Genomic DNA, 23,764 nt, shown 5'->3' with positions numbered 1-23,764 from the left:
CCTTGGGTCTACCTGGCGAGTGTCACCGCCGCCTGGCGGCAGACTAGGGCGCAGAACCGGGGCGGAGAAGGCTGCAGTCATCGAAAAATAGGTGGCGCGTGCTGTCATCTGGCTAGGCTGGGGTGGTCAGTATCCGTAGCTGCGGAACTTATCGATGGAGGAATCATCATGGCTGTATCTCCGGAAAGCCTCTCGGCTGCCCTGTCTGCCCTCGGCCCTGCCGAGGAGGCAGTCACCGCAGAGACGGTGTGGGCACAGTCATCGAAGTTCTTCTTATCTCATTGGACGAGCAGGTGGCCCGAAACGCTACCCCTGCCCCCGGTTCTCGACAACCCGAACACGGTTGGCTGGATCTCCCGTCAAGACCTGTTCGACCTCGGGGAGCCCATCGAATCAGAAGCCGACGCCGTGAACTTTTACGTCGCAGTCTGCGCCTGGGGAGCCGGACCGAGCGCTCAACAGACGTATCGAAGTATTCGTCCCCTTCACGAACCCGGCGCGCCCCAGCGCCTCCTGGAGGGGTTGCGGGCGGCTGCTGTGGGGTCAGCTGACGAGGGATATGCCGTCTTTGATCATTCTGGCCCAGCCAAGCTCAAGGGGTTGGGGCCGGCTTTCTTCACCAAGTTGCTCTACTTCGCTGCGGGACGTCCTACCTCTTCTGATACCCGACATCCGCTCATTCTCGATAAGAGAGTGGCTGTCGCCTTGGGCTGGGAGAAAACATTTGGGTGGCAGACGTCCGAATATTCTCACTACCTTGACCTGGTGGGACAACTCCATCAGCGGTGGCGACCAGACCTTCCTACTGATGTCATTGAGTACACCCTTTTCCTAGCTGGGTTACTCCCCTACGAACCCAATATGTAGCTCCTTCCCCTACTCACCTGATTGCCCGGCGCGCCGGGTTGCAGGGCGGGCCTGCGCCTCTCCCCTATGAACAAGTCCTGGCTGATCGCCCCGGGCTGTTCGCGAACTGGAGATGAGGGACACTCCTCGCGTGTCTAGGCGAGGCGGGTCCGAGGCTTCACATGCGTCCGGGGGAGGATATGGCTGTCTTTACTGCTGCCAGGGGTCGTTCGCTCGGCAGTATTCCGCAGTGTTGGCTGCGACGCATTCATTCCACCAGGCGTGGGAGTCAGCCTTCTCCTGGTTGAGATCGTTGCCTTCAGCGTCGGTTCCATATCCGCATCTATATGCGGGGCAGGTTCCTCCCTCGGAGTACGGGATGTTGCTGAGGTCTTGCGTCGGATCATTTGCAGGGCTTGCTGCGTCAGGTCCCCAGTGGATGTCGTAGGCGGGGTCGCCTCCTAGGTTTGCAGCCGTGCAGTTAGCGGGGTCGTCAGTCCATGCGTCTGTGGCTGCGCAGTTGTAGCCGATGCCTGGTTCGTTCCATATCGAGGCGGAGTTCGCTTCTCCCGCATCGCCTGAGGGTTCCATCGATTCGCTTGTCGGCTCTGTAGCCTCTTCCAAGCCAGCTGAGGTTGTGGATGCGGAGGCAGGGAGGGGGCGTTCTCCTGCACCGGGTTCGACGTCAAGATCAGTGACGTCGAATTCATAGGTCACAGGATCCCAGTACTGGGTGAATCTCACTGTCTCAGTGTTATCAGGGATGGCGAGAATAAGCTGGCCGGAGCGTTTTAAGCCGGGATCGACAGGGTTGGAAAGGTTCTTATCGACGCCAAGATTCTCACAGTCGTAGGCAATGAGATTGCTGGTCGCATATCCTTCTGGGTCGACGGCAGTGAAGTCGGTTTCGGCAACGGAGAAGTTTGTCTGGGAGTCAATGACGTGGAACTCCCCCTCAAATGTCAGGTATAGACTTCCCTCGGGGTCCATCGCTTGCATGTCTGGGTAAGAGACTCCATGGGGGCACGTTTCGGTGAGTGTTGCCTGGCTCAGGGTGATGTCGATTTCACAAGGAATGTCCCCACCGCAGCGAGTGACCGTCATGGTTTCCCCGAGGATGAGATCCTGAATTCCTGAAGCAGCTTCGGTGGTCGTTTCTGCCGCCTCGGTGGTGCTGGTCGGAGGAGGATCGCCTTCCTCGCCGCAGGCAGTCAGCGTGAGTGTCAGACCAGCCAGCACAGCGGTGACAAGCTTCTTCATGACGTTGGGGTCCTTTCCTGGGGGCCTCACGGGATACGAGTTGCGTGAGGAAAACGCTCAGACCTCAGTCAAGATCTCTTTTCTAGAATACTGCCAGCTTTTCGGCAGACTCGTAGTCGACGGGGGTGGTGAGAAGTTTATCGAAACACTCGCATACTCGGCCGCCGAGCAGGCCCAGTACCCCCACTCAGATCGGTGCGCTGATACCCATACGGGGAAGGACAAGGGGACCCCTCTGTCATTAACCCGACCCCTCACATTGTTAGCTTCCAGCATCCTCTGCACGCCAATATCTCGCCATAAAGATCCGCAGCAAACCTAATGGTCTTTCTTCTCATCGACTCCACCGGTCTGGGTTGCACTAGCCGGTTCACCAAGCTCGAGAAGAAGTCCTGGACAATCGTTGGGAAATTTCTACTGCCTAGATATCACAGCAAGAACCGACACATGACCGCTATCAACCCTCACATTCTTATGACGTGGCTCATGACGTTTGATAAGCGCAGATCTACAAAACCTCCCACTCGTAACCGCCTATCAAAACGAGGTCACCAACCTAAACTATGACTGCTGAAGGAAGTATCAGACCACTTTTACAGAGACAATCCTCGTTTGGCTCTAGGGGGTCGAGTCTCACTGTAAAACAATCTGACCTTTATAAACTTCCACTCTTCCCCTATCTATCCCCCGATGTGTGAGACCCTCCACACTTCATTCTCTTTTCTGCGCTGAGCGTTCTCCCTCAGACTTTTTCAACCTCGGGATGACTTTTCATCCCTAGTTTCACAGTCGTGGCAGTTCCCGTTGCTCCCTCTCCACCCCGGGGCGGGAGGAGGAAGCCGATCAGAAAAGCGCAACGAGTTCTAAATAGAAGAAACCGATTGACTTGCTGCTTTCTGAGAGTTAGAGTCGCGCTAACGCGCGATTCTTCCTAACCCAGCCGAGAGCTGGGATTTTTCATTTAAGCAGCAGGTCAGAGGCGTTTTAAAGAGAAGCAACCTCATATGTCAGACCAGTAAAAGAGTCAGACATCCTAGCAATACTTGCAGGTCACTCCACCAGGATGTCTGACTCAAAACTCTAGAGGGGTGCACGAGCATCATTTGAGGATTCTTCGACCAGAGAGAAAACCTGCCTACCGCAAAGAACGATAGGCAGGAAAAGCTCGCAATGAGGCCAGTTAGCTGACCCTCTCCTCTTTATTTATACGGTACCGCGTGCCCCCTGAGACAGACTCTTCGAGCAGGTGGCCAGTTGCAAGCAGGGACTCAACAGCAGGTTCGATGTCTTTCTTTTTCGGGACCGGGTGGCCTTGCCCTTTCGCTTGAGACCATTTCGTGCGAGTCAGCCAAGATTTCGCCCGCCCTTCATCTTCCCTCGCAAGAATCTCGAGCACCCAGTCAGCGGCATCTATTTCCTTCGAATCCGCTCCCTCAAGGTTTTGGCTCTGACTGCTCATTTCAGGCCGAACACGCAGGGCCCCATTGGCGGATTTTTGGAGCATCACACCCACTTCGTCGACGTCCCGGCCGATAGCGGAGAGGGAACGGTGCCTAGCCTGGTTTTCGATCATAAGTTTCCAGGTGGCGTCCGGCCAGTCGGTAATCCTGGAGTCGCCTCGAGCCCGGTCACCGTTATGACCCATGTGATGGACGAGGAGAGAATTATCAATCTCCGCGTCATATAAGAGCTGTCCAAAAGCACTGAGGAAAGTTCCTGCTTCCCTATTCTCGTCGAGCGCCAGGGCATCCATGATCGGCCTCAAGCAATCGAGAATCAGGTAATCAGTTCCTCTGAGGATCTCAGCCCACCTTCTTCGCACCTGTTCATTAAGGATATTGAAGTCTGCCTCATGCCCGCGCAGAGTAACGATGCGCACTGATTCGGGGTTTCTGATGTTCAGTCTTTTTAGCCACCGTTGAAGCATTGCGTCGTTCATTTCGTTGTCGATCAAGGTGACGGTGCCGTGGAATTTTGTCGGATAGTGATCCAAGAACATCTCTTCATCAGCTAGAGCCTTGATGAGGTTGGTAACCAGCGTTGTTTTTCCCGCCTTGGCTTGAGCGGCGAGCAGCACTCTCGTGTTCATAGGCTGGAGGCCTTCAATAAGCCACTCTGTGCTTTCGGTTGGCCGGCTGAGGAAGTCCTGCAGCGCCACTGTCGATTGGAGACGTTCAAGGAGATCATCGATCGCTGAGGAGGAGACGCGTCGCTTTGCCTCTTCAAAGATCTCTAGCTCGATGACTTTCTCTTGTATCCGCCTCTCGCGGTATTCGTGAAGAGTACTAGCGTGGGAGGCCATGTCTGCGCCTTCTTGAAAAGATCCCTGCCCCTGCTCCTCACTGTCGTACCCCTCTGAAACGTCCCGCTCTTCTGGCGGGAATGAAGATTGGGGGTTATCCCGGTTGTCTCCTACCCCCTCCTCCGCCGGCCTCGAGAGACCTTGGTCAAGATGCAGCGTGCGCGGTTCAGCAGAATTAAAAGCGCTAGTGAGCGTTTTATCTATCTCGTGCTCCGGCAAACCCGTAGTCAGTGCATGGGTCTGCAGTTGTTCCCAGGCGAAAGATTCGTCAAGATAGCCTCCCTTGACCAGTCCGCCGATAGAATACGCCTGCTTGTTTAAGGTGGAGTTTCGGGTTCCCTCAGGTGCACGACTCACTTCCTTGCAAGCCTGTCGTAACGCTTTTTCCGCGTACTGGTTTGCTCGCTGACTCCCCGCTGTGGCTGGCCGGGTGTTTAGAGAAGGCTGCCGCGAGACCGTCTCCGGATGGTAAACGTGGTCAATGAGGAACTCTGGAAGGACAGGGAGCTGCGCAAACGGGAGCTGGTGCTCGAAAACATAATCCTTGCCGTTCTCATGAGTAGAGCCAGGCAAGATCACATTCCGATCATTACAACGAACATCGATCCCTTTACCGCCGACGTTACTCTTTGGCCTGCGTCCGAGATCTACGGGCTCTTTAAACCATAAATGTATACCCCCGCGTCCGGTTTTGACGGTGGTAGTGAGAGGAACTTCCTGGTCAGCGATGAGGTCTTCCCATTGACGGAGGCCATCCTCTTCTGGCTTGTCTGAAGGGTCAAGATCAATCACTATGATCCCTGGCGGTGGATTCCAGCCGATGTTTGCTTCCGGCCACCGGCGCCACTGGCGCTCGATCCACTCGAGGTCAGAAGTAAAGCTTGTGTGTCCTTTAATAGGCAGCGGTGCTTTTCCATTCAGGTGTTCGACCCCGGGGACTCTTTCATCACCGTCCTGGTAGTAGATTCGTTGCTTCTTTCTCTTGCCCTTGCTGAGGACGGTTTCTTTCCTAGGCTCTCCGCATGGCCCCACCTTCATGCCCTCGAGCGCATACTCGATTGCCTGTCGATGTTGAGGGGAATGGATCTCACCCTTATAATCGTCAATATTCACGTTTATCCTTTTTGCGTGGACTACACCTCCTACTGAAGTGACAGCTCCAGTAGGAGGTTTTACTGATTTTTTAGCGTCTTGTCTGTGCCTTTGTTTTGGCCCTTAGTGAACACCTCCACGAAGATAAAGCTGATACCTCCCGGAGAAAACCTCGTTTTCCTTCGACTTCTTGGCCGCAGTTATAAGCATCATTTTTACCTCCATCTTCAACATGTCGGGAAGTATTAGACGGCTCTTTTCTCTAGATAAGAATCCGCCCATGGACGACGGATTCGATAACTTCTCCCGAGCTGCACACTCCGCATCTCGCCAGCGCGAAGCTCTCTGCGTACGTGAGCTACCGAACAACGCAGATAGGCCGCCACTTCGGTGGCAGTCATCCATTCATTCATGATCCTGACCTCTCACTCTTGTGGATTTCACACGATTCCCCCTCATGGGGAGACCGAGCATCGCTCTGAAGCGCAAATTAAGCAAGCCCTGAGCAAACTTCACCGACCTAAAGCCCCTTATGTGCCCACCCCTTGCTGTTCTCGCCATACTCGAGCTACTCTCCGCAGCATGAATATCCGAACTTGGCTAGCCATGATTACAGACGACAATCTGGTGCAAATAGCGAAGAAATCAGAGATCCCCTACCGCACCCTTCTTCACCAGAGTCGAAGCAGTATCTCTGTCGCTAACGTGATCAAAATTTCCGAGACTTACTCAATAAATCCAGTCGAATCTCTATCAGACCTCAACTTCATTGACTCCAAATGGGCCGACTTGGAGCAGATCCAACAGGAAAAAGTTCTTGCTGCCACTCCGACTAAGGAATTGGCTGCCGAACTAACCCAGCGTCTTTTAACAGCCGAACAACTGCTCGCGGGATAGGAAAGCGATCATGGCAAGCCTCCAAAAATACACAGCGAAAACAGCCCGATCAGGGTATATGTGGCGGGTGCAATATCGAGATGCAGCGGGGCGAAGTCGCACCAAATCTGGGTTCAGAACTAAGGATGCGGCTCAAGCATGGGCAGACGACAACGCCGTCTCAGTCCGCGCCGGCGATTGGATCAGCCCTGAAGACCAGCGGGTAACACTCACCGAAGTATGGCATCGCTGGAAAATCTCCCGACAGAAACAACTCGCAGTCTCCTCCTGGCGCACATTGGAAGCGGCGTGGCGAAACCATATAGAGCCCGTGTGGGGGCATCGAGCAGTGGCGAGTGTCCACCCCGCCGAAGTCCAAGATTGGGTCAACAAGCTAGATAGAGCCCCCTCCACAGTGCATCGCGCTTTCCACCTTTTGCGCAGCCTTTCCGATGACGCTGTCCGCCTGCGTCAGATGCGAACTAACCCTTGCGTAGGCGTGCAATTGCCTTCACGGCAGAAGTCGAAGAACACGACGCTGACCCCAGGACAGGTCAGTCTGCTCATTGAACAAACGAATCGTTATAAGTCCTTGGTAGCTTTCCTTGCCTATACCGGAGCGCGTTGGGGTGAGGCAGCGGCCTTAACGGTTGCCGACGTCGACCTCGAAAAACAACGAGCAACAATCACCAAATCAGCCTCCACCATAGGAGGTCAGGTCACCGTAGGAGATACTAAAACTGGCGCCTCCCGAAGTATCGCTATCCCTACCCCGGTCATCTCTCACCTCAAGAAGGCGATGAAGGACAAGTTGCCCACTGCCTTGCTGTGGACCAACCAAAACGGCACACATGTAACAACCCCGAGCCGGCGCTCTTGGTGGCACTCTGCTGTCGACGCCTGCCGAGAGCTAGATAATTCTTTCCCTTCAGTCACTCCTCATGACCTTCGACATGCAGCCGCTTCAATGTTGATCTCTGCGGGAGCCAGTGTGCTGGTGGTCCAACGTCAGCTAGGTCATAGTTCTGCCAAAATGACGCTGGATAAATACAGCCACCTCTTTGACTCCGACCTCGACGCTATCGTGGACGCCTTCCCCCAGAGTCGTGAAAATGTCGTGAAACACGGAGAGATGCAACGATAGTTGCAGCTAGGCTGCATAATATCGGGGAATCGATTCCTCTCTGGGGCGCTCAAAGAAAACCCCCTGACCTTTCATTTTAAGAGGTCAGAGGGTTTTTGCTCTTTATAGGGAGCGCTACGGAGCACCCGGGAGAACCCCTCGGGGCTCATCATAAGGTTCTTCACCAAATGCGTTCTGAGCTTGCCCGGTGACATGCTGGATCCCCAAGTGCGCCTCGCTGGCGACCAGGCAGACATCGGGTGGAATCACGTCACTCTCGGGGACTCACACCAGACAAGAGATCTCAGAAAGAGTTGGCTACTCAATGAAAAAGAAACTTGCCCTCATCGTTCTTGCGGTGTCACCCCTCATCACCAGCTGCCCCCGGAGGTGGCGATCAACCCGAAGCCGGCTCCCCTCCCGTAACGGTCACAACCACGACAGTGGAGACGGTTCTCTTACCGGAGGGCTATCCGCAGATCGTCCCGCTCTCGGAGGTACCCGAAAATATGCAATGGTCCCTCGAGGGAGCCGGCGCTGCAGAGGCAGTGGCGGTGGCGCCTGGTGTCTGGGCAGAACTCGCCCCAGGAGCGACAGCGGAAGATGCCGTGAACGCAAAGGTGTTTAACGGCTACTGCGCTTCTAAAAAGGCACTCGAGCAGGAGTATCTGAATGGTGAGGCGACAGCTGGAAACTGCTGGTGAGCCTATCCGTTGCGGCCCAGTCGCCATGGAGCACCACTGTGGGGATATCACTTTGGCACCGGCTTCTTAGGAGGGCGCCCGTTTTGGTGTGATGGGATTTTTAGGTCTCTCGGTTCTCACGAGCAGAGGCGACGTCCTCGATCAGCAGCGCGATATTACGCAGCGAGGTGATCAGGGAACCATAGATCGGCCATTGGGTCTCCGGCAGTTCCCCCTCGGTGGCCATGTCGCGGGCGAGACCGTCCAACCGGTCCACCGTCGGCTCCACATCGGCATCGGGTTGGACGATGCGTCGGGCTGTATCACGAAGCACCGCCGCCCACTGCTCACGAAAGTTCGTGTCCCAGGCGGATTCAGAGTAGGACGCGGTTTCCAATGTCCGCGAGAGGTTACGCAGGTGGGCGATGCCCTCGTCGAGCCGGGAGAGAACGTTCTCATAGTCTCCCCCTGCCCCACGGTGCAGCAGCCACCGGGGATTACGGCGTCGGCTGTCCCTGGCGAACTGGACGGTCCGCCAGGTCCTGTCCAGGTCGGTGCGCATCTGCGAGATATCCTCGGACCAGGCGCGGGCCCGACCGGTACTCCAGGAATCGGCGAATTCCTCGCTCATCTGGCCCATGATCTCGCCCATCCGACGGTTGAGCTCGTCCACCGTCCGAGCCGCCTGCCTGTCACGCAAGGGAGGCAGCACCAGCATATTGACGCCGATGCCGATCACGACACCGATACCAATCTCGATCACCCGATCGATCAGCGCCGGCGTGTCTTCGGTGAAGCCTGTGGAGAGCAGGAAGATCGCGCTGGTGGCGATAGAGATCCCATCTCTCCGCAGACCTGGGATGCGGGAGCCGAGCATGCCGACGAAGATCGCCAGTGCGTAAGTCCAGATGTTCACCTCAAGGTAGACGCCTATTGCGAAAGACATCAGCACGCCGATGAAAGAGGCGATCATCGTCTGGGCGCCTTGCGCAACTGAATTGGCCACCGTCGCCTGAATGGTCATCAGGGCTACCCAGGGGGCCAGGAACGGCATCTGGGAATCCAGGAACGTGACACAGATCCACCACGCACCGGTGGTGGCAATCACAGCCTTTAGGATCTGCAGGAAATCTGTGGCTCTTTCTGCCTTTGACATGGCCCCTCCGGCGTGCAGCAAGTGTGGGGTGGCCGGCAAGTAGACAGCGCTCTACGTGCCGTGGCTCTACCGCCAAAACAATGATCAACGAAATCTTATACTGACACTGTAGTTGTCGGGGAGAGAAATTGGTCAGTGCTCGATTCCGGTTCACGCTCGACACGGGGCCAGAACCACCGTGATGATCGCCAGGGCAGTTGACGCCGGAGAGATAGTTGAGCCTTGATTTTCCTTCTGGGCCCACCCCGAGACGCAGACACATCCCGGCGATTCATCAGTAGCCTGGGCGCCATGCACCCCGATCACTCCCGCGACCCGCGCCTGGATAACCCGGGTAGCCCGTCGCCCGCATATCTACAGGCCACGACCCGGGCCGTTCACGACAGAATGGCGGAGGCCACCGCCGCGGCCGGCGTCGACGAACAGGGGCCGGACTACCTCGGTCAGCGAGAGCTGTGGGCGGCGGCGGAGTCACGTGCCGAAGCATTGACGACGGATCTGAGCGACCTGCTCCTGGATCTGCACGCCCACCCTGAAACCGCCTTCGAAGAACACCGCTCCCAGGAGCGTCTGGCCACCTTCTTGTATGACCGGGGATTCCCGGTGGAGCGTGGCGTCCATGACGTGGGCACAGCTTTCCGCACGGAATGGGCGTCCAAGGACCACCGCCCCGGCGTGCACCCGACGATTGCCGTGCTGGCTGAGTATGACGCCCTTCCGAACATCGGGCACGCCTGCGGGCACAACATCATCGCGGCAGCCGGGGTCGGAGCTTTCCTGGCCGCCGTCGACGCATTGACGGCCCGCCCGGACCTGCCCGTGCGCGTGGTGCTGATCGGCACTCCCGCCGAAGAGGGCCACACCGGCAAGGAATACATGATCCGCGGCGGCATGCTCGACGGCGTCGACGCCGCCGTCATGATGCACCCTTTCAGCTTCGACATTTCCTCGCACGTCTGGAACGGCCGCCGCACCCTGACGGCGACGTTCGACGGGATCGCCGCGCACGCGTCCTCGCAGCCGTTCATGGGGCGCAACGCCCTCGACGCCGCCACCCTGGCGTACCAGGGGCTCGGATTGCTGCGACAGCAGATGCCCCCGTCAGACCGGTTGCACGCCGTCGTCTCTGACGGGGGTGCACGACCGAGCATCATCCCGAAGACCGCTCAATTGGAGATCTACGCCAGGTCCCTGCTCGTAGACTCGCTCGTCGACCTGTCTTCCCGCATCGACGACATCCTCGACGGCGCCGCGCTCATGGCCGGAGTGACCGTGACCAAGGAGTGGGACCCGCACCCGATGAGTCTGCCCATCCGTAACAACCGGGCCATGGCCGACCGGTGGGCGCGCACCCAGCGGGCCCGCGGGCGGGTGTCCTTGCCAGCGGGCGTGGTGCCCGAGACGCTGGCGGCCTCCACGGACTTCGGCAACGTCTCCTTCCTGGTGCCGGGCATCCACCCGATGGTGAAGGTCGCCCCCGAAGGCGTCGCGCTGCACACCGACGAGTTCGCCCGGTGGTCGGCCAGCCCGCAGGCCACCGAGGCCGCCGTAGACTCCGCCGCCGGGTTGGCGCAGGTCGTCGTGGACCTGGCCGCTGACCCGGCGTTGCTGGCGGCCGCGCAGGAGGAGTTCCGGCAGGCCGGTGGGGCCCAGTCCGTGACCGACATCCTGGAGGGCGCCCGGCGAGACGCTTGAGCGAGATAGTGTGCTGGAAACGCGCTACCAGTGTTGCTAAAGTTCCCCTTGTTAACGGCCGGTTCTCGGCCCCGGCACGTCAGGAGTGACCCGTCTTGTCTTCTTCCGCCCCCTTTTCCCGCCGCAACCTGTTCAAGGCATCCGCCTTGGCAGTGGCAGCCGGCGCCGTCACCCTCGGCGCTCCTCAGGCCCACGCCCAGCGCCGGGTCCTGGGCACCGTCATCGACTATTCCGCCGGCGTCCCCTCCGCCGCTGCCGTGGATGAGGCGGGGCACATCGGCGCCGTCCGTTACGTCTCTGGCCGCCGGGCGGACTGGATGGCAGGAAAGCCAGTGACCGCCGCCGAAACGCGGGACTTCGCCGACACCGGGCTCGCCGTGGCGTCGGTCTACCAATACGGCAAAGACGCCACCGCCGACTGGAAGGCGGGGGCGGCCGGGGCCGCCATCCACGCGCCGCAGGCCATTGCCTACCATCGCGCCGCCGGCGGGCCGACCGGCCGCCCGATCTACATCGCGATCGACGACAACCCCACTCGCACCCAGTACAACACTCAGATCAGGCCGTATCTGCAGGCGTTCTCCGCGGCGCTGAACCTCGCCGGCTATCAAACCGGAATTTACGGCAATTACTCCACCATGGAGTGGGCCATCGCAGACGGCATCGGCGAGTACTTCTGGCAGCACAAGTGGGGTTCGAACGGAAAAATCCACCCGCGTGCCGCCCTGTACCAGGTCCGCATTGACGACGACGCGGATTCCATTGGCGGACTAGATGTCGACGTCAACCACGTCTATGCCCAGGACTGGGGGCAGTGGACCCCGGGGCAGACCGGAATCCCGTCGCTGCCGGCGAGCGACTCTTTGGATCTTACGCAGCTGGCCAACCAGGCCATCAGGAACCTCTCGAGTTAGCTGCCTCGGCGGGGCCCTCCAGCTGGGCCTCCGCGTACTCCGTCAAATCTTCCGCGGACCCGACCACCGACGCCGCGGCCACCCACCCGCGGCCGAAGCTGACCGAAGAGTGCAGATCCCGGGCGTCCGACCATCCCCACTTCGTGCCGAGCACGCCCGGCAGCTGCGCCGTGCCGAAGTCCTGTTCATAGCCGTCGGCGGCGACCTCCGTGGACACGCTCATCGCCGTGAGAATCGGATGCGTCGGATTTTCCACCATGAGCTGAGAAATAAACGTCACGGCGTCGTAGGTCGACGTCACCGAATACCCCCACTGCTCCGCTCCCCTGGTGGAATACAAATCGTATTCTTCCGCCACTGAATCCACGGATTCCGGGTAAGAGCGGTAGAGTTCCGCGGCGAAGCGGTCATTGGAGTCGACGAGCATCTGCAGAGCGTCGTAGCTTTCCTCTATCGTGCCATTGTCCAGCACGTATTTCGCGATGTAGAGCTTGATCAGACTCAGCGCCGGGCGGGCCTTACGCTCGTTGGCGGTGCCCACCTGCATCCCGTCGCTCAGACGGTAGAACGACGCTTGACTCCGCTCCCCCGCGTAGGCGAAGTCCGCGGGGTCAGGGGTGAGGGCGATCATCTCCGTGGGCCCGGCCTCGGTGGAAGAGGCATCTTCCTCGCCCGCCACCGCTGATTGTTCGTCGGTACGAGCGCCGAAAGAGGCGACGACGGGGATGGCGATGAGCGCGGCCAGCAGCACGACACTCAGTGCCGCCCCGAATGAAGAAAAGGACCGCCGAGCGGGACTGTCACGGAACACGAGTGTTCATGTTAGTCCCTACGGCGGTCTTTCCCGGAGTCAGGAAACCTTAGTGGTCGACCGGGGCCTCCACGCCCACACCGGTGAGCGAACGAACTTCCATCTCATCGGAGAGGTGGTCGAGCTTGTCCGGCTTACCCACGAAGGTGCCGATGATGCCGGCGAGGAACGCCAGCGGGATGGCGACCAGGCCCGGGTTGGTCAGCGGGAACCACGCGAAGTCGGCGCCCGGGATCATCGCGTTCTCCGCGCCGGAGACGGCCGGGGAGAAGATGATCAGCACCAACGAGGTGACCACGCCCGTGTACATGGACGCCAGCGCACCTGCGGTGTTGAATCGGCGCCAGTACAGGGAGAACAGGATCGTCGGCAGGTTCGCTGCGGCGGCGATGCCGAAAGCCAGGGACACCAGGAACGCGACGTTCTGCTCCATGGCCAGGATGCCCAGGATGATGGAGACCACGCCGATGACGACGACGGTGATGCGGGAGACGCGGACCTTCTCGGCGTCGGTGGCCTTGCCGTCACGGATAACGGGGCCGTAGACGTCCTGGGCCACCGACGCCGAGGCGGTGATGGCCAGGCCGGCGACGACGGCGAGCACGGTGGCGAAGGCGACGGCGGCGATCAGCGCCATGAACAGCGAGCCGCCGAGCTCGAAGGCCACCAGCGGGGCCGCGGCGTTGGCGCCGCCCGGGGCCGCGAGAATGCGGTCTGGCCCGACCAGGGCCGCGGCTGCGAAGCCGAGGACCAGGGTCATCAGGTAGAAGGCGCCGATCAGGACGATGGCGACGGTCACGGACTTACGGGCCGCGGTGGCGGTCGGAACCGTGTAGAAGCGCATCAGCACGTGCGGCAGGCCGGCGGTGCCCAGCACCAGGGCCAGGCCCAGGGAGATGAAGTTCAGCTGCGACAGCCCGTCGGCGCCGTACTGCAGACCCGGGGCGAGGATCTCGGAGGCTTCGTAGCCTTCATCTGCGATGCGATCGGACGCCGCGTGGGAATCCACGGCGTCGCTCAGCAGGGTCGGCAGACCGCCCTGGATCGCGACGAACACCAGGACGGTCATAACGGCCACGCCACCGACCAGCAGAACGGCCTTGATCATCTGGACGTACGTGGTGCCCTTCATGCCGCCGATCAGGACGTAGGCGATCATGATGACGCCGACGACGGCGACGACGGCGGCCTGTGCCCAGAAACCGTGGATGTTGAGCAGGACGCTCACCAGCGAGCCGGCTCCGGCCATCTGCGCGATGAGGTAGAACAGCGAGACGAACAGGGTGCCGAAGGCCGCGGCGACGCGGACGGGCTTCTGCTTCAGCCTGAACGAGAGCACGTCCGCCATGGTGAATCGGCCCACGTTGCGCAGCGGCTCTGCGACCAGCAGCAGGGCGACGAGCCACGCGACGAAGAAGCCGATGGAGTACAGGAAGCCGTCGTAACCGTACAGGGCGATGGAGCCGACGATGCCCAGGAAAGACGCCGCCGACAGGTAGTCACCGGCGATGGCCAGGCCATTCTGGGTGCCGGTGAAGGATGCGCCACCGGTGTAGAAGTCACCGGCGTTCTGGCTGGGGCGGCGCGTGACATAAGCGACGACGCCGAGCGTGATGACGATGAACGCCACGAACACGGCGATGTTGAGGATCGGGTTGCCCGTACCCTCGTTTTCGCCCTGGGCGAGAATCAGGTCAGTCATGGGTTAATCCTCCATTGCTTCGCGAATGGCCGCTGCCTGCGGCTCGATGTTCTTGTTCGCGTAGACGACGTACAGGAACGTGATCAGGAACGTGGTGACGAACTGCGCCAGACCGAACCAGATGCCGACGTTCAGCCCCCACAACGGCTGCGCCATCCACTCTGCGGCGTAGACGGCCGTGAAGACGTAGACGGCGAACCACAGGAAAAACGCGACGGACATGGGGAAGGTGAATTTGCGGTATGTGCTGCGCAGTTTCTGGAACTGGTCGCTGTTGCGCATGGCGGTGAACTCTTCCGAGGTGGGTTCTCGGCGAACCGGAGCCCTCACCGCTTCCTGCGGATTAGCTGAATCTCTGGTGCTCAACCTCTACACCTTTCGCGTATCGTGCCCCGGCTGTGACGCCGGTGGACTATCGACAGATTTTGTTGGCTTTCAACGAACCTCAAATGAAAGTGTTGATCTTCACATTCGAGCTACTCTGAAGTAAACCTCACGCTCTGCCCCGCTGTCGACCAGTTTGACAGGAGAACGCCAGACACCAACCAAAGTTTCCCCCCATCCCCCGCCTTTACGCTGCGCAGCCGACGCCCCCTCACCCCCGCGCCACCCCCTGCCCCAACGACAACGGCCCCCTGCCGTCGCTTCAGCGAAAGCAGGGGGCCGTCAAAGAAATATGATCAGCCGGGGAACTCTTCGGGGTCTTGCCCCATCCGGCCATAGGCGCCCGTCGCGTCCAATCGGGCGATCGTCTCCATGTGATCGCGTTTGAGGCGGAAATCCAGCACACCGAGGTTTTCCCCCAGCCGCTCCGCCGACGCAGATTTGGGGATGATGGAATAACCGAGCTGCAGCAGGTAACGCAAGGCCACCTGGGCTGGGGACGCCCCTACTGCGGCGCCGATGGCCTTGACGTCCGGGTCAGTCAGAACCCTGCCCTTCGCCAACGGGTACCAGGCCTCCGTGACCACTCCGAGACGCTCGTGCTCCGCCGCCAGCTCCGACTGCGTGAAACCGACGTGCGCCTCCACCTGATTGACCACGGGCGTGATGCCGGTGGCCGCGATGAGCTCCGCCAGCGTCTCCGCCGGGAAGTTAGCCACCCCGAGGCACTGGATGAGGCCCAGCCCCTGCAGTTGGGCCATCGCCCCAAACGTCTCGTTGTAGCGGCCCGCCTGCGGCCACGGCCAGTGGATCATGTACATGTCGAGGAACTCCAGGCCCAGACGGCGCAGAGAGCCGTGAAACGCTTCCTGCACCTGTTCCGCGCCCTGCTCGTCATGCCACGCCTTGGAGGTGATGAACAGTTCTTCGCGGGTGACGTCACCGGCGGCGATCGCCTCCGCGAAAGCCCGCCCCAACGCCCCCTCGTTGCCGTACCGGGAGGCCGTGTCGAAGTGCCGGTACCCGAGGTCGATGGCGGTGCGGACGACTCGGACGGCCTCGTCGTCGAGCAACTTGCTGGTGCCCAGACCGATCAGCGGCATCTCTTTACCGTCGTTCAACGTCACCGTCGGGATAGCACGGCCCTCAGCACTCATGGCGGCTCCTGGTCTCCTAGTTGACGCTGAGCAGGTCGATGACGAAGACCAGCGTGCGACCCGCCAGCGGGTGACCGCCGCCCGCCGGGCCGTAGGCCTTCTCTGGCGGGATGACCAGCTGTCGGCGGCCGCCGACACGCATGCCGGGGATGCCTTCCTGCCAGCCGGCGATGAGGCCGGTCAGGGGGAACTCAATCGACTGGCCGCGGTCCCACGACGAATCGAACTCCTGGCCGCTCTCGAAATCGACGCCCACATAGTGCACTTCGACAACGCCGCCGGCCTGCGCCTCTGCTCCGTCGCCGACCACCAGGTCGGTGGCGTCCACATCGGTCGGGGCGGGGCCGGACAGGGGTTCAATGATCGGCTTGTCCATGGAATATTCTCCTCAGGAGTATCTGGATGAAGGTCTGAAAAACAATGCGACCGGGCTCGCTTCGAGCCATTATAGGCCGAAGCGAGCCCGGTCGGGGGTTACGCCGTGCGGTTAGCGGTCCTCACGCGGGGTAACGGTGCGCAGGGTTTCGCCGGTGTAGATCTGACGCGGGCGGTTGATCTTGGAGTTCATCTCGATCTGCTCGCGGTAGTGGGCGATCCAGCCCGGCAGGCGGCCAATGGCGAACAGGACGGTGAAGAAGTCCGTCGGGAAACCCATGGCGCGGTAGATCAGGCCGGTGTAGAAGTCCACGTTCGGGTACAGCTTGCGCTCGATGAAGTACTCGTCGGCGAGCGCGATCTCCTCGAGCTTGAGGGCCAGGTCCAGCAGCTCGTCGCCGCCGAGGTGCTCCAGCACCTCGTGCGCCAGGTCCTTGACGATCTGGGCGCGCGGGTCGTAGTTCTTGTACACGCGGTGGCCGAAGCCCATCAGACGAACGCCGTCGACCTTGTTCTTGACCTTGTCCATGAACTCGGTGGCGTCGCCGCCGTGGTTGTTCTGGATGTCCTCGAGCATTTCCAGGACGGCCTGGTTGGCGCCGCCGTGCAGCGGGCCGGAGAGGGCGTTGATGCCGCCGGCGACGGAGACGAACATGTTCGCGCCTGCGGAAGCGATCATGCGCACGGTCGAGGTGGAACAGTTCTGCTCGTGGTCGGCGTGCAGGATCAGCAGCTTGTCCAGGGCCTTGACCAGGATCGGGTCGATCTCGTACGGCTCGGTCGGGTAGCCGAACATCATGCGCAGGAAGTTCTCGCGGGCGTTCAGCGAGTTGTCCGGGTACATGTACGGGGTGCCCTTGGAGGCACGGTGAGCGTATGCCGCCAGCATCGGGACCTTGGCCATCAGACGCGTGGTGGCCTTGTTCAGGTCCGCCTCGCTCTTCGGGTCCAGCTGGTCCTGGTAGTAGGTCGACAGAATGTTGACCGAGGACGCCAGCACGGACATCGGGTGGGCGTCGCGCGGGAACACGTTGAACTGGGACTTGAAGTCCTCGTCCAGCAGGGTGTGGCGGCGGATGCCGTTGTTGAACTCGTGCAGCTGGTCCAGGGTCGGCAGTTCGCCATGGATCAGCAGGTAAGAGACCTCGTTGAAGGTGCACTTTTCCGCCAGCTCAGCGATGTCGTAACCGCGGTAACGCAGAACACCGGCGTCACCGTCGATGTAGGTGATCTTCGATTCCGTGGAACCGGTGGACACGTAGCCCGGGTCGAAGGTGACCAGGCCGGTCTCACCCAGCATCTTGCCGAGCACAACGCCGTCGTTGCCTTCCGTGGCGTGCATGATATCCATTTCGTACTCGCCACCGGAGTAGTGAAGTACGGCCTTGTCCTTGTTGTCAGTTGCCACTGTGAACCTTTCAAACTTGGTTGTAGACACCACGGCACCGGTGTAGTGCCGTTGGCTGTATTCCGCGGTGCGCCGCAGGAGCCTAAAGAGGCGCTAGTGAACACGCTAGTGCGCCTGCCCTTAGTTAGCTATGCGCCCCTGCCCACTTTGAGGGGGACAAACACTTTCCCCGCCCAATCGGACACACCTGCCGCCGCAGCTGGCCAGCAATAATTTCGCCAGGTTATTTTCAGTTTTGCAGAACCCGCCGCGCACTGGGGGCGCGTGAGGATCTGGGCACAGCTTAGCAACAATGTGAAACCGGCTACACGACCACCCGCCCACCCCCGGCCCCACCCCCAATCGCAGACCCACCGGAAAACCCGCTCCGGTGTTGGACACACTGGGGGGTTAGAGTGTGGTTGCCAACAATGCACGGCATGCGCTCTCAGGGCGCTTCGACCAAGAAGGAATTTCATGAGCGAAACCCAGCAGTTCCCCACTCTCCCGGCAGAGCTGATCCCGGCGGACGGCCGTTTTGGTTGCGGTCCCTCCAAGGTGCGCCCGGAGCAGATCCAGGCCGTCGTCGACGGCGCCACGGGCGTCATCGGCACCTCGCACCGCCAGCCGGCCGTCAAGGACGTCGTCGGCTCCGTCCGCGAGGGCCTGAGCGAACTGTTCAGCCTCCCGGAGGGCCACGAGATCATCATGTCCCTCGGCGGGGCGACCGCGTTCTGGGACGCCGCCACCTTCGGCCTGATCGAGAAGAAGTCCGCCCACCTGTCCTACGGCGAATTCTCCTCGAAGTTCGCCAAGGCCTCCAAGCTCGCTCCGTGGCTGGATGAGCCGACGGTCATCGAAGCTCCGGTCGGCAGCGCGCCGTCCGTGGATGAGCTCGGAGAGGTCGCCGACGCCGACGTCGTCGCCTGGGCGCACAACGAAACCTCCACCGGCGCCATGGTCCCGGTCCGCCGCCCCGCCGGCGCCGACGCATTGGTCGCCATCGACGCCACTTCCGGCGCCGGCGGCCTGCCGGTCGACGTCGCCGAGTCCGACGTGTACTACTTCTCCCCGCAGAAGTGCTTCGCCTCCGACGGTGGCCTGTGGCTCGCCGCCATGTCCCCGGCCGCCATCGAGCGCATCGCCAAGATCAAGGAATCCGGCCGCTTCATCCCGGCGTTCCTGGACCTGCAGACCGCCGTGGACAACTCCCGGAAGAACCAGACCTACAACACCCCGGCCGTCGCCACGCTGCTGATGCTCGACAGCCAGGTCAAGTGGATGAACGACAACGGCGGCCTGGACGGCATGGTCTCCCGCACCACCGCCTCCTCGGACGTGCTCTACCAGTGGGCCGAGGCCCGCGAGGAGACCTCCCCGTTCGTCACCGACAAGGACACCCGTTCCCTGGTCGTGGGCACCATCGACTTCGACGATTCCGTCGACGCCGACGTCCTGGCCAAGGCGCTGCGCGCCAACGGCGTCCTCGACGTCGAGCCGTACCGCAAGCTGGGCCGCAACCAGCTGCGGATCGGCATGTTCCCGGCCATCGAGACCTCCGACGTGGAGATCCTGACCAAGGCCATCGACGCTCTCCTCGAGCAGGGCGTCGGCCGGCAGGGCTAGTCCTTGCCGGACGCACGAGCGCCGAGTCTGGCAAGGCTCGGCGCTTTTCTGCATTAGGCTGGGGAAAGATCAGCCGGATTCCATGTTCGGCGACTGTCGCTCCAGCAAGAAGGGATGAACGCATGCGCGAGCTTTTCCTCGTTCGTATCACGGACGGCCAAACGGACGGGCCCGACCAGCCCGACCAGCGTCTTCTGGTTCTGCGCGACACAGACGGAACCGATTATGCGCTGCCCGTGACCGAGGAGCTGCTTTCCCTGCTGCCGGCCGACGAGCCGAAACCCGTCGAGCACCGGCCGGCGGGCGTGAGCAAGCCGCCGACCAAGGAGCAGCCGCCCGCTGAGACGTTGTCGCTGCGCCCGCGGGACATCCAGGCACGCATCCGTGCCGGCGCGACGCCGGAGGATCTCGCCGACGAAATGGGGGTGCCCCTCTCCCGCATCGAGCCCTACGCCCACCCTGTGTTGTTGGAACGTTCCCGCATCGCGGAGCTGGCGAGGCAGTCGCACCCGGTCCGCGAGGACGGCCCCGCGAAACTGACCCTGTGGGAGGTGCTCGCCGCGGCGTTCGGCGCCCGTGGGCACAGTCTCGCGGATTCGGAGTGGGACGCGTTCCGGGAACCCGGCGGCGATTGGATCGTGCGCATCAGCTGGCAAGCGGGGCTGAGCGAAAATTCCGCCGACTGGCGGGTTCGTGGATTCAATTCCCCGCAGCCGACGGCCGAGGCGCTCAATCCGGTGGCGGCGGACCTCACCGACCCCAACTTCGTTCAGCCGGTGCGCACCCTGACCTCGGTGGGCCGGGGCGAACGCTATGAGGAGAGCCACAGGCAACGGGAGGACAGCTTCGACGACGTCGACGTGGAGGCGCGCGAGGAGCCGCAGGAGCGGGACGTCGAGGTAGTCGAGGAAGTCGACGACCGTGCTGAAGCCCCTGCACCCGCTGATCCGGCGCCGGACACCGTGGAGGGAGACGACGTGGAACCTGATCCCGAGCCGCAGGCCGCCCCGTCGAAACGTCGCCGCAAGGCCGTCACACCGCACTGGGAGGACGTGCTGCTCGGCGTGCGTGCCAACACGAAGCGTCCGAAGCAATAAAGACAGACAGGGATCCCCACCATGGCCACCACCAGTGATTCTCAACAGTCCCCGATCGCCATCACGCTGTGGTTCGTCACCGCGGAGGACCCCGGCGCGATTTTGCGGGAGGAACCCAAAGCCGACCGCGGTTTCGGCCGTAAGTATCTGGCCCAGTTGAACCCGCGGTGGCCGATCACCCCGATCGGGCAGTTTCCGTTGAACCGTTCGGCGCCGGCGTCGGAGGGTGAATTCTACGTCGCGGGTTTCCCAGGCGTGACTGTGGTCCATACGTGGCTCACCGACCTGCGCCGTCTCTCGGACGTGGACTCTCGGCTGTTGTCTTCCGCCCCCGCCCGGGATCTGTACGCCTTTGCGGTGGACGACGAGGCGGGTTTCGGGGGTTTCGCGCATTGGGAAGACGGGGTGTTGAAGCGTTCTTTGTGCGCGGTGCGCGACGTGATGTTCGAGGATGTGGGTCTGCCGGAGCCGTTTGAAAGTCCCTATTGGGCGGGTGAGATGAACGAGCAGTTGGGAGGGTTGTCCCTCCCCTTCGATCCGCCGGACCTGGTCGCGGAGGCGCAGCGCTCGTGGCTCGGGGTCGATGTGTCGCCGGAGGGCCCCGACATTCACGTGGTGGGCTACGCGGTGGACGGCCGTCCGGAGCCGCGGCTGGACGTCCCGGAGAAGCGGGCGGAGCTGGACGTGGGGAACTTGGCCAGCGGGTCGGCGGAGAAGCTCCGCCTGGGGCCGGCGCACGCGGACTACGACGATTATTCCAGCGGGGTCGACACCGGCGAGGCCACGGGCGATGAGTTCCGGCAGTTTTTCCGCGCCACCGGCGCCCTGGTCAAGCGGGTCGGGCGCGGGGCGGGGCGCCGGGCCAAGGAGCTGCTGCGCACCGTCAACGAGAAGATCCGCTACACGGATCGGTGACGCAGCGAGCGGTCGCGTTCGTAGAAGGCGACCGCCGCGCTGGTGGCCACGTTGAGGGAGTCCGTGCCGGGGGCCATGGGGATCATGGCGCGGGCGTCGGTGGCGCGCATGGCGTGTTCGGTCAGCCCTGGCCCTTCCCCGCCGACCAGCAGGGCGAGCTTCCCCCAGGGGGCGCCGGCCTCGTCGACGAGCGCTTCGGCGAGGGTGACCTCGCCCGCGGGCGTCATGGAGACGAGGCGGTATCCGGCGTCGCGAAGCTGTGCGAGGCTGCGCTGCCAGGTGGTGTGGGTGCCCTCCAGGTGGGCGAACGGGGTGCGCAGCACATGGCCCATGGACACGCGCACGCTGCGGCGGTACAGGGGGTCGGCGCAGCCGTTGCCGAAGAGGACGGCGTCGACGCCCATGCCGGCGGCGTTGCGGAAGAGGGCGCCGATGTTTTCGTGGTCGCCCACCCCCTCCAGCACGACGACGGTGCGGGCCTTCGCGAGGACGTCGTCCACCGTCGGCTCCGGAGCCCGGACAGCGGTGGCCAGCAGGCCGCGGTGCAGGTCGAATCCGGCGGCGTCCGCCAGCACCTCGCGGGAGACCTCGTAGACGTCGACGTCGTCGGGGACCTCGTGCTCGGCCAGGTAGGCGTCGAGTTTGCTCGGGAAGCCCACCAAGGTGCGGACCGGGAAGCGGGAGGCCAGCAGGCGGGAGACCACGAGCGGGCCTTCCGCGACGATCAACCCTTTGCCCCCGGGCAGGTCGGGCCGGTTGTCGGAGTGGTTGAGGTCGCGGACGTCGTCCAGACGGGGGTCGGCGGGATCCTCGATGCGGACGCGCATCAGTTCAGTGCGTCCATGATCGGGTCCATGCCGAAGAAGACCACGAAGAGCGCGGAAATCACCCACATGATCCAGTGGACGTCCTTGATCTTGCCGGCGGCGACGTACATGACGGTGAAGGCGATGAAGCCGACGCCGATGCCGTTGACGATGGAGTAGGTGAACGGCATGACCATGATGGTCAGGAAGGCGGGCAGGGCGATGTAGAACTTGGACCAGTCGATGTCGCGGACGCCGCCCATCATCATGGCGCCGACGATGACCAGCACCGGGGAGGCCGCCTCGATGGGGACGATCTCGTAGAGCGGGGTGAAGAACATCGCCAGCAGGAACAGCAGGCCGGTGACCACGTTCGCCAGGCCGGTGCGGGCGCCGTCGCCGATGCCGGCGGCGGAGTCCGCGAACACGGTGTTCGATGACGCGGAGCTGGCGCCGCCGACGACGGCACCGACGCCCTCGACGACCAGGGCCTTCTTCATGCCGGGCAGGTTGCCGTCGGCGTCGGCGAGGCCCGCCTGCCGGCCGAGGCCGGTCATGGTGCCCATGGCGTCGAAGAAGTTGGCCAGCAGCAGCGTGAACACCAGCAGGGAGGCCGCCACGACGCCGATGCGGGTGAAGGCGCCGACCAGGTCGACCGCACCCAACAGCGACAGGTCGGGCAGCCCGCCGAGGGAGTCCGGGGCGGTGGGCACGGCCATGCCCCAGCCGGCCGGGTTGGTGTTGCCTTCCCCGTCGACGGAGGGGCCGATGTTGAACGCCGCCTCCAGGATCAGGGAGAAGACGGTGGTGGCGACGATGCCGATGAACAGCCCGCCCGGGACGTTGCGGACCACCAGGACGCCGCAGAGGAGCAGGCCGAAGACGAAGACGACGGTCGGCCAGGCGGAGATGGAGCCGTCGATGCCGAGCCCCACCGGCACGGTGGTGTTCGCCGCGTCGGGCACGCGGCTGACGAAGCCGCCGTCGACGAAGCCGATGATGGCGATGAAGGCGCCGATGCCGACGCTCATGGCCGCCTTCATGGACTGCGGGATGGCTCGGAACACGGCGGTGCGGAACCCAGAGACCGCCAGCAGGACGATGATGATGCCCTCGATGACGACCAGCCCCATGGCCTCGGGCCAGGTCAGGCCGTGTCCGCCGACGAGGGTGACGGCGACCAGGGTGTTCAGCCCGAGCCCGGCGGCGATGCCGAAGGGGTATTTGGCCACGACACCGAAGAGGATGGTCATGACGCCGGCTGCGAAGGCGGTGACGGCGGCGACCTGGGGGACGCCCAAGACGGTGCCTTCGCTGTCGGCGCTGGTGCCCAGGATCAGCGGGTTGAGCAAGATGATGTAGGCCATCGCGAAGAAGGTGACCACGCCTGCGCGGATCTCCGCGCCGACCGTGGTTCGCCGTTCCGTGATGTGGAAGTATTTGTCTAAGCCGTTCTTCGGCTGCCGGGCTGTCGCCGGGCGCGTCGACGCCTCAGCAGCGGGTTCCGTCATGGTGTCGCTCCTCGCTCCACGGATCCTGGGTATTTTTCTTTGTAAG

Annotated in this window: 20 protein-coding genes; 8 read left to right on the top strand and 12 right to left on the bottom strand. The window is 62.1% G+C overall.

Features of this window, described 5'->3' with window-relative positions; translation table 11 throughout:
- Positions 1-168 precede the first annotated feature (168 nt).
- Positions 169-867: an 8-oxoguanine DNA glycosylase OGG fold protein gene (locus B841_RS03950; protein ID WP_020934195.1), complete on the top strand. Its 699-nt coding sequence runs from the start codon at positions 169-171 to the stop codon at positions 865-867.
- A 189-nt stretch (positions 868-1,056) separates the two neighbouring features.
- Here the strand turns inward: B841_RS03950 and B841_RS14100 are convergent, their stop codons facing one another.
- From B841_RS14100 to B841_RS14220, 3 genes are all read right to left on the bottom strand, one after another.
- Positions 1,057-2,106 (bottom strand): hypothetical protein, encoded by a 1,050-nt coding sequence (locus B841_RS14100; RefSeq protein WP_020934194.1) that lies wholly within the window; start codon positions 2,104-2,106, stop codon positions 1,057-1,059.
- Positions 2,107-3,286: 1,180 nt separating this feature from the next.
- Positions 3,287-5,521 (bottom strand): bifunctional DNA primase/polymerase, encoded by a 2,235-nt coding sequence (locus B841_RS13575; RefSeq protein ID WP_084481966.1) that lies wholly within the window; start codon positions 5,519-5,521, stop codon positions 3,287-3,289.
- A gap of 224 nt (positions 5,522-5,745) precedes the next feature.
- Positions 5,746-5,901: an excisionase family DNA-binding protein gene (locus tag B841_RS14220; protein WP_404825474.1), complete on the bottom strand. Its 156-nt coding sequence runs from the start codon at positions 5,899-5,901 to the stop codon at positions 5,746-5,748.
- Between the two features lie 181 nt (positions 5,902-6,082).
- On the opposite strand from B841_RS14220, the gene B841_RS13835 reads away from it, so the two are divergent.
- Positions 6,083-6,397, top strand: a complete 315-nt coding sequence (locus tag B841_RS13835) for a hypothetical protein (protein WP_156844696.1) — start codon at positions 6,083-6,085, stop codon at positions 6,395-6,397.
- A gap of 10 nt (positions 6,398-6,407) precedes the next feature.
- Complete coding sequence (locus B841_RS13565) at positions 6,408-7,520, top strand: tyrosine-type recombinase/integrase (protein ID WP_084481964.1); 1,113 nt, start codon at positions 6,408-6,410, stop codon at positions 7,518-7,520.
- A gap of 783 nt (positions 7,521-8,303) precedes the next feature.
- Here the strand turns inward: B841_RS13565 and B841_RS03925 are convergent.
- Entirely contained in the window at positions 8,304-9,338 is a 1,035-nt protein-coding gene (locus tag B841_RS03925) for an FUSC family protein (RefSeq protein WP_020934188.1), read from the bottom strand.
- 291 nt (positions 9,339-9,629) lie between these two features.
- Here B841_RS03925 and B841_RS03920 point away from each other — a divergent pair, with 291 nt between their 5' ends.
- Both B841_RS03920 and B841_RS03915 read left to right on the top strand, forming a co-directional pair.
- Entirely contained in the window at positions 9,630-11,033 is a 1,404-nt protein-coding gene (locus B841_RS03920) for a M20 family metallopeptidase (protein WP_052337726.1), read from the top strand.
- A 95-nt stretch (positions 11,034-11,128) separates the two neighbouring features.
- Positions 11,129-11,947 (top strand): DUF1906 domain-containing protein, encoded by an 819-nt coding sequence (locus B841_RS03915; protein ID WP_020934186.1) that lies wholly within the window; start codon positions 11,129-11,131, stop codon positions 11,945-11,947.
- Here the strand turns inward: B841_RS03915 and B841_RS03910 are convergent.
- The 6 genes from B841_RS03910 to B841_RS03885 form a co-directional block, all read right to left on the bottom strand.
- Positions 11,928-12,698, bottom strand: coding sequence for a hypothetical protein (locus B841_RS03910; RefSeq protein WP_020934185.1), 771 nt, complete (start codon positions 12,696-12,698; stop codon positions 11,928-11,930). The genes B841_RS03915 and B841_RS03910 overlap by 20 nt on opposite strands.
- A gap of 109 nt (positions 12,699-12,807) precedes the next feature.
- On the bottom strand, positions 12,808-14,460 hold the full coding sequence (locus tag B841_RS03905; RefSeq protein ID WP_020934184.1) for a solute symporter family protein: 1,653 nt from the start codon (positions 14,458-14,460) through the stop codon (positions 12,808-12,810).
- 3 nt (positions 14,461-14,463) lie between these two features.
- Positions 14,464-14,742, bottom strand: a complete 279-nt coding sequence (locus tag B841_RS03900; RefSeq protein ID WP_020934183.1) for a DUF485 domain-containing protein — start codon at positions 14,740-14,742, stop codon at positions 14,464-14,466.
- Positions 14,743-15,140: 398 nt separating this feature from the next.
- Positions 15,141-16,001, bottom strand: a complete 861-nt coding sequence (locus B841_RS03895; RefSeq protein WP_020934182.1) for an aldo/keto reductase — start codon at positions 15,999-16,001, stop codon at positions 15,141-15,143.
- Between the two features lie 16 nt (positions 16,002-16,017).
- The gene (locus B841_RS03890) at positions 16,018-16,377 is read right to left on the bottom strand and encodes an FKBP-type peptidyl-prolyl cis-trans isomerase (protein ID WP_020934181.1); all 360 of its coding nucleotides are present in this window, start codon (positions 16,375-16,377) and stop codon (positions 16,018-16,020) included.
- A gap of 111 nt (positions 16,378-16,488) precedes the next feature.
- Positions 16,489-17,784 carry a citrate synthase gene (locus B841_RS03885; RefSeq protein WP_020934180.1) on the bottom strand — a complete coding sequence of 432 codons (1,296 nt, stop codon included), beginning with the start codon at positions 17,782-17,784 and terminating at the stop codon, positions 16,489-16,491.
- Between the two features lie 456 nt (positions 17,785-18,240).
- Here B841_RS03885 and serC point away from each other — a divergent pair, with 456 nt between their 5' ends.
- The 3 genes from serC to B841_RS03870 all read left to right on the top strand — a co-directional run bounded on the left by serC (position 18,241) and on the right by B841_RS03870 (position 21,401).
- Positions 18,241-19,389, top strand: coding sequence for a phosphoserine transaminase (serC, locus tag B841_RS03880; RefSeq protein WP_020934179.1), 1,149 nt, complete (start codon positions 18,241-18,243; stop codon positions 19,387-19,389).
- A gap of 122 nt (positions 19,390-19,511) precedes the next feature.
- The gene (sepH, locus tag B841_RS03875) at positions 19,512-20,486 is read left to right on the top strand and encodes a septation protein SepH (RefSeq protein ID WP_020934178.1); all 975 of its coding nucleotides are present in this window, start codon (positions 19,512-19,514) and stop codon (positions 20,484-20,486) included.
- A 21-nt stretch (positions 20,487-20,507) separates the two neighbouring features.
- The gene (locus B841_RS03870) at positions 20,508-21,401 is read left to right on the top strand and encodes a DUF6928 family protein (protein WP_020934177.1); all 894 of its coding nucleotides are present in this window, start codon (positions 20,508-20,510) and stop codon (positions 21,399-21,401) included.
- On the opposite strand, the gene B841_RS03865 is transcribed toward B841_RS03870, so the two are convergent.
- Together B841_RS03865 and B841_RS03860 are read right to left on the bottom strand one after the other, a co-directional pair.
- Positions 21,386-22,228 (bottom strand): TrmH family RNA methyltransferase, encoded by an 843-nt coding sequence (locus B841_RS03865; protein ID WP_020934176.1) that lies wholly within the window; start codon positions 22,226-22,228, stop codon positions 21,386-21,388. The two genes, B841_RS03870 and B841_RS03865, sit on opposite strands and share 16 nt — an antisense overlap.
- Complete coding sequence (locus B841_RS03860) at positions 22,228-23,718, bottom strand: NCS2 family permease (RefSeq protein WP_020934175.1); 1,491 nt, start codon at positions 23,716-23,718, stop codon at positions 22,228-22,230. The genes B841_RS03865 and B841_RS03860 overlap by 1 nt, the downstream gene beginning before the upstream one ends.
- Positions 23,719-23,764: the final 46 nt, after the last annotated feature.

The sequence above is a fragment of the Corynebacterium maris DSM 45190 genome, assembly GCF_000442645.1.
GTDB lineage: Bacteria > Actinomycetota > Actinomycetes > Mycobacteriales > Mycobacteriaceae > Corynebacterium > Corynebacterium maris.
The sequence above is the reverse complement of the archived record's forward strand: the minus strand, read 5'-3'. Positions and strand labels throughout refer to the sequence as shown.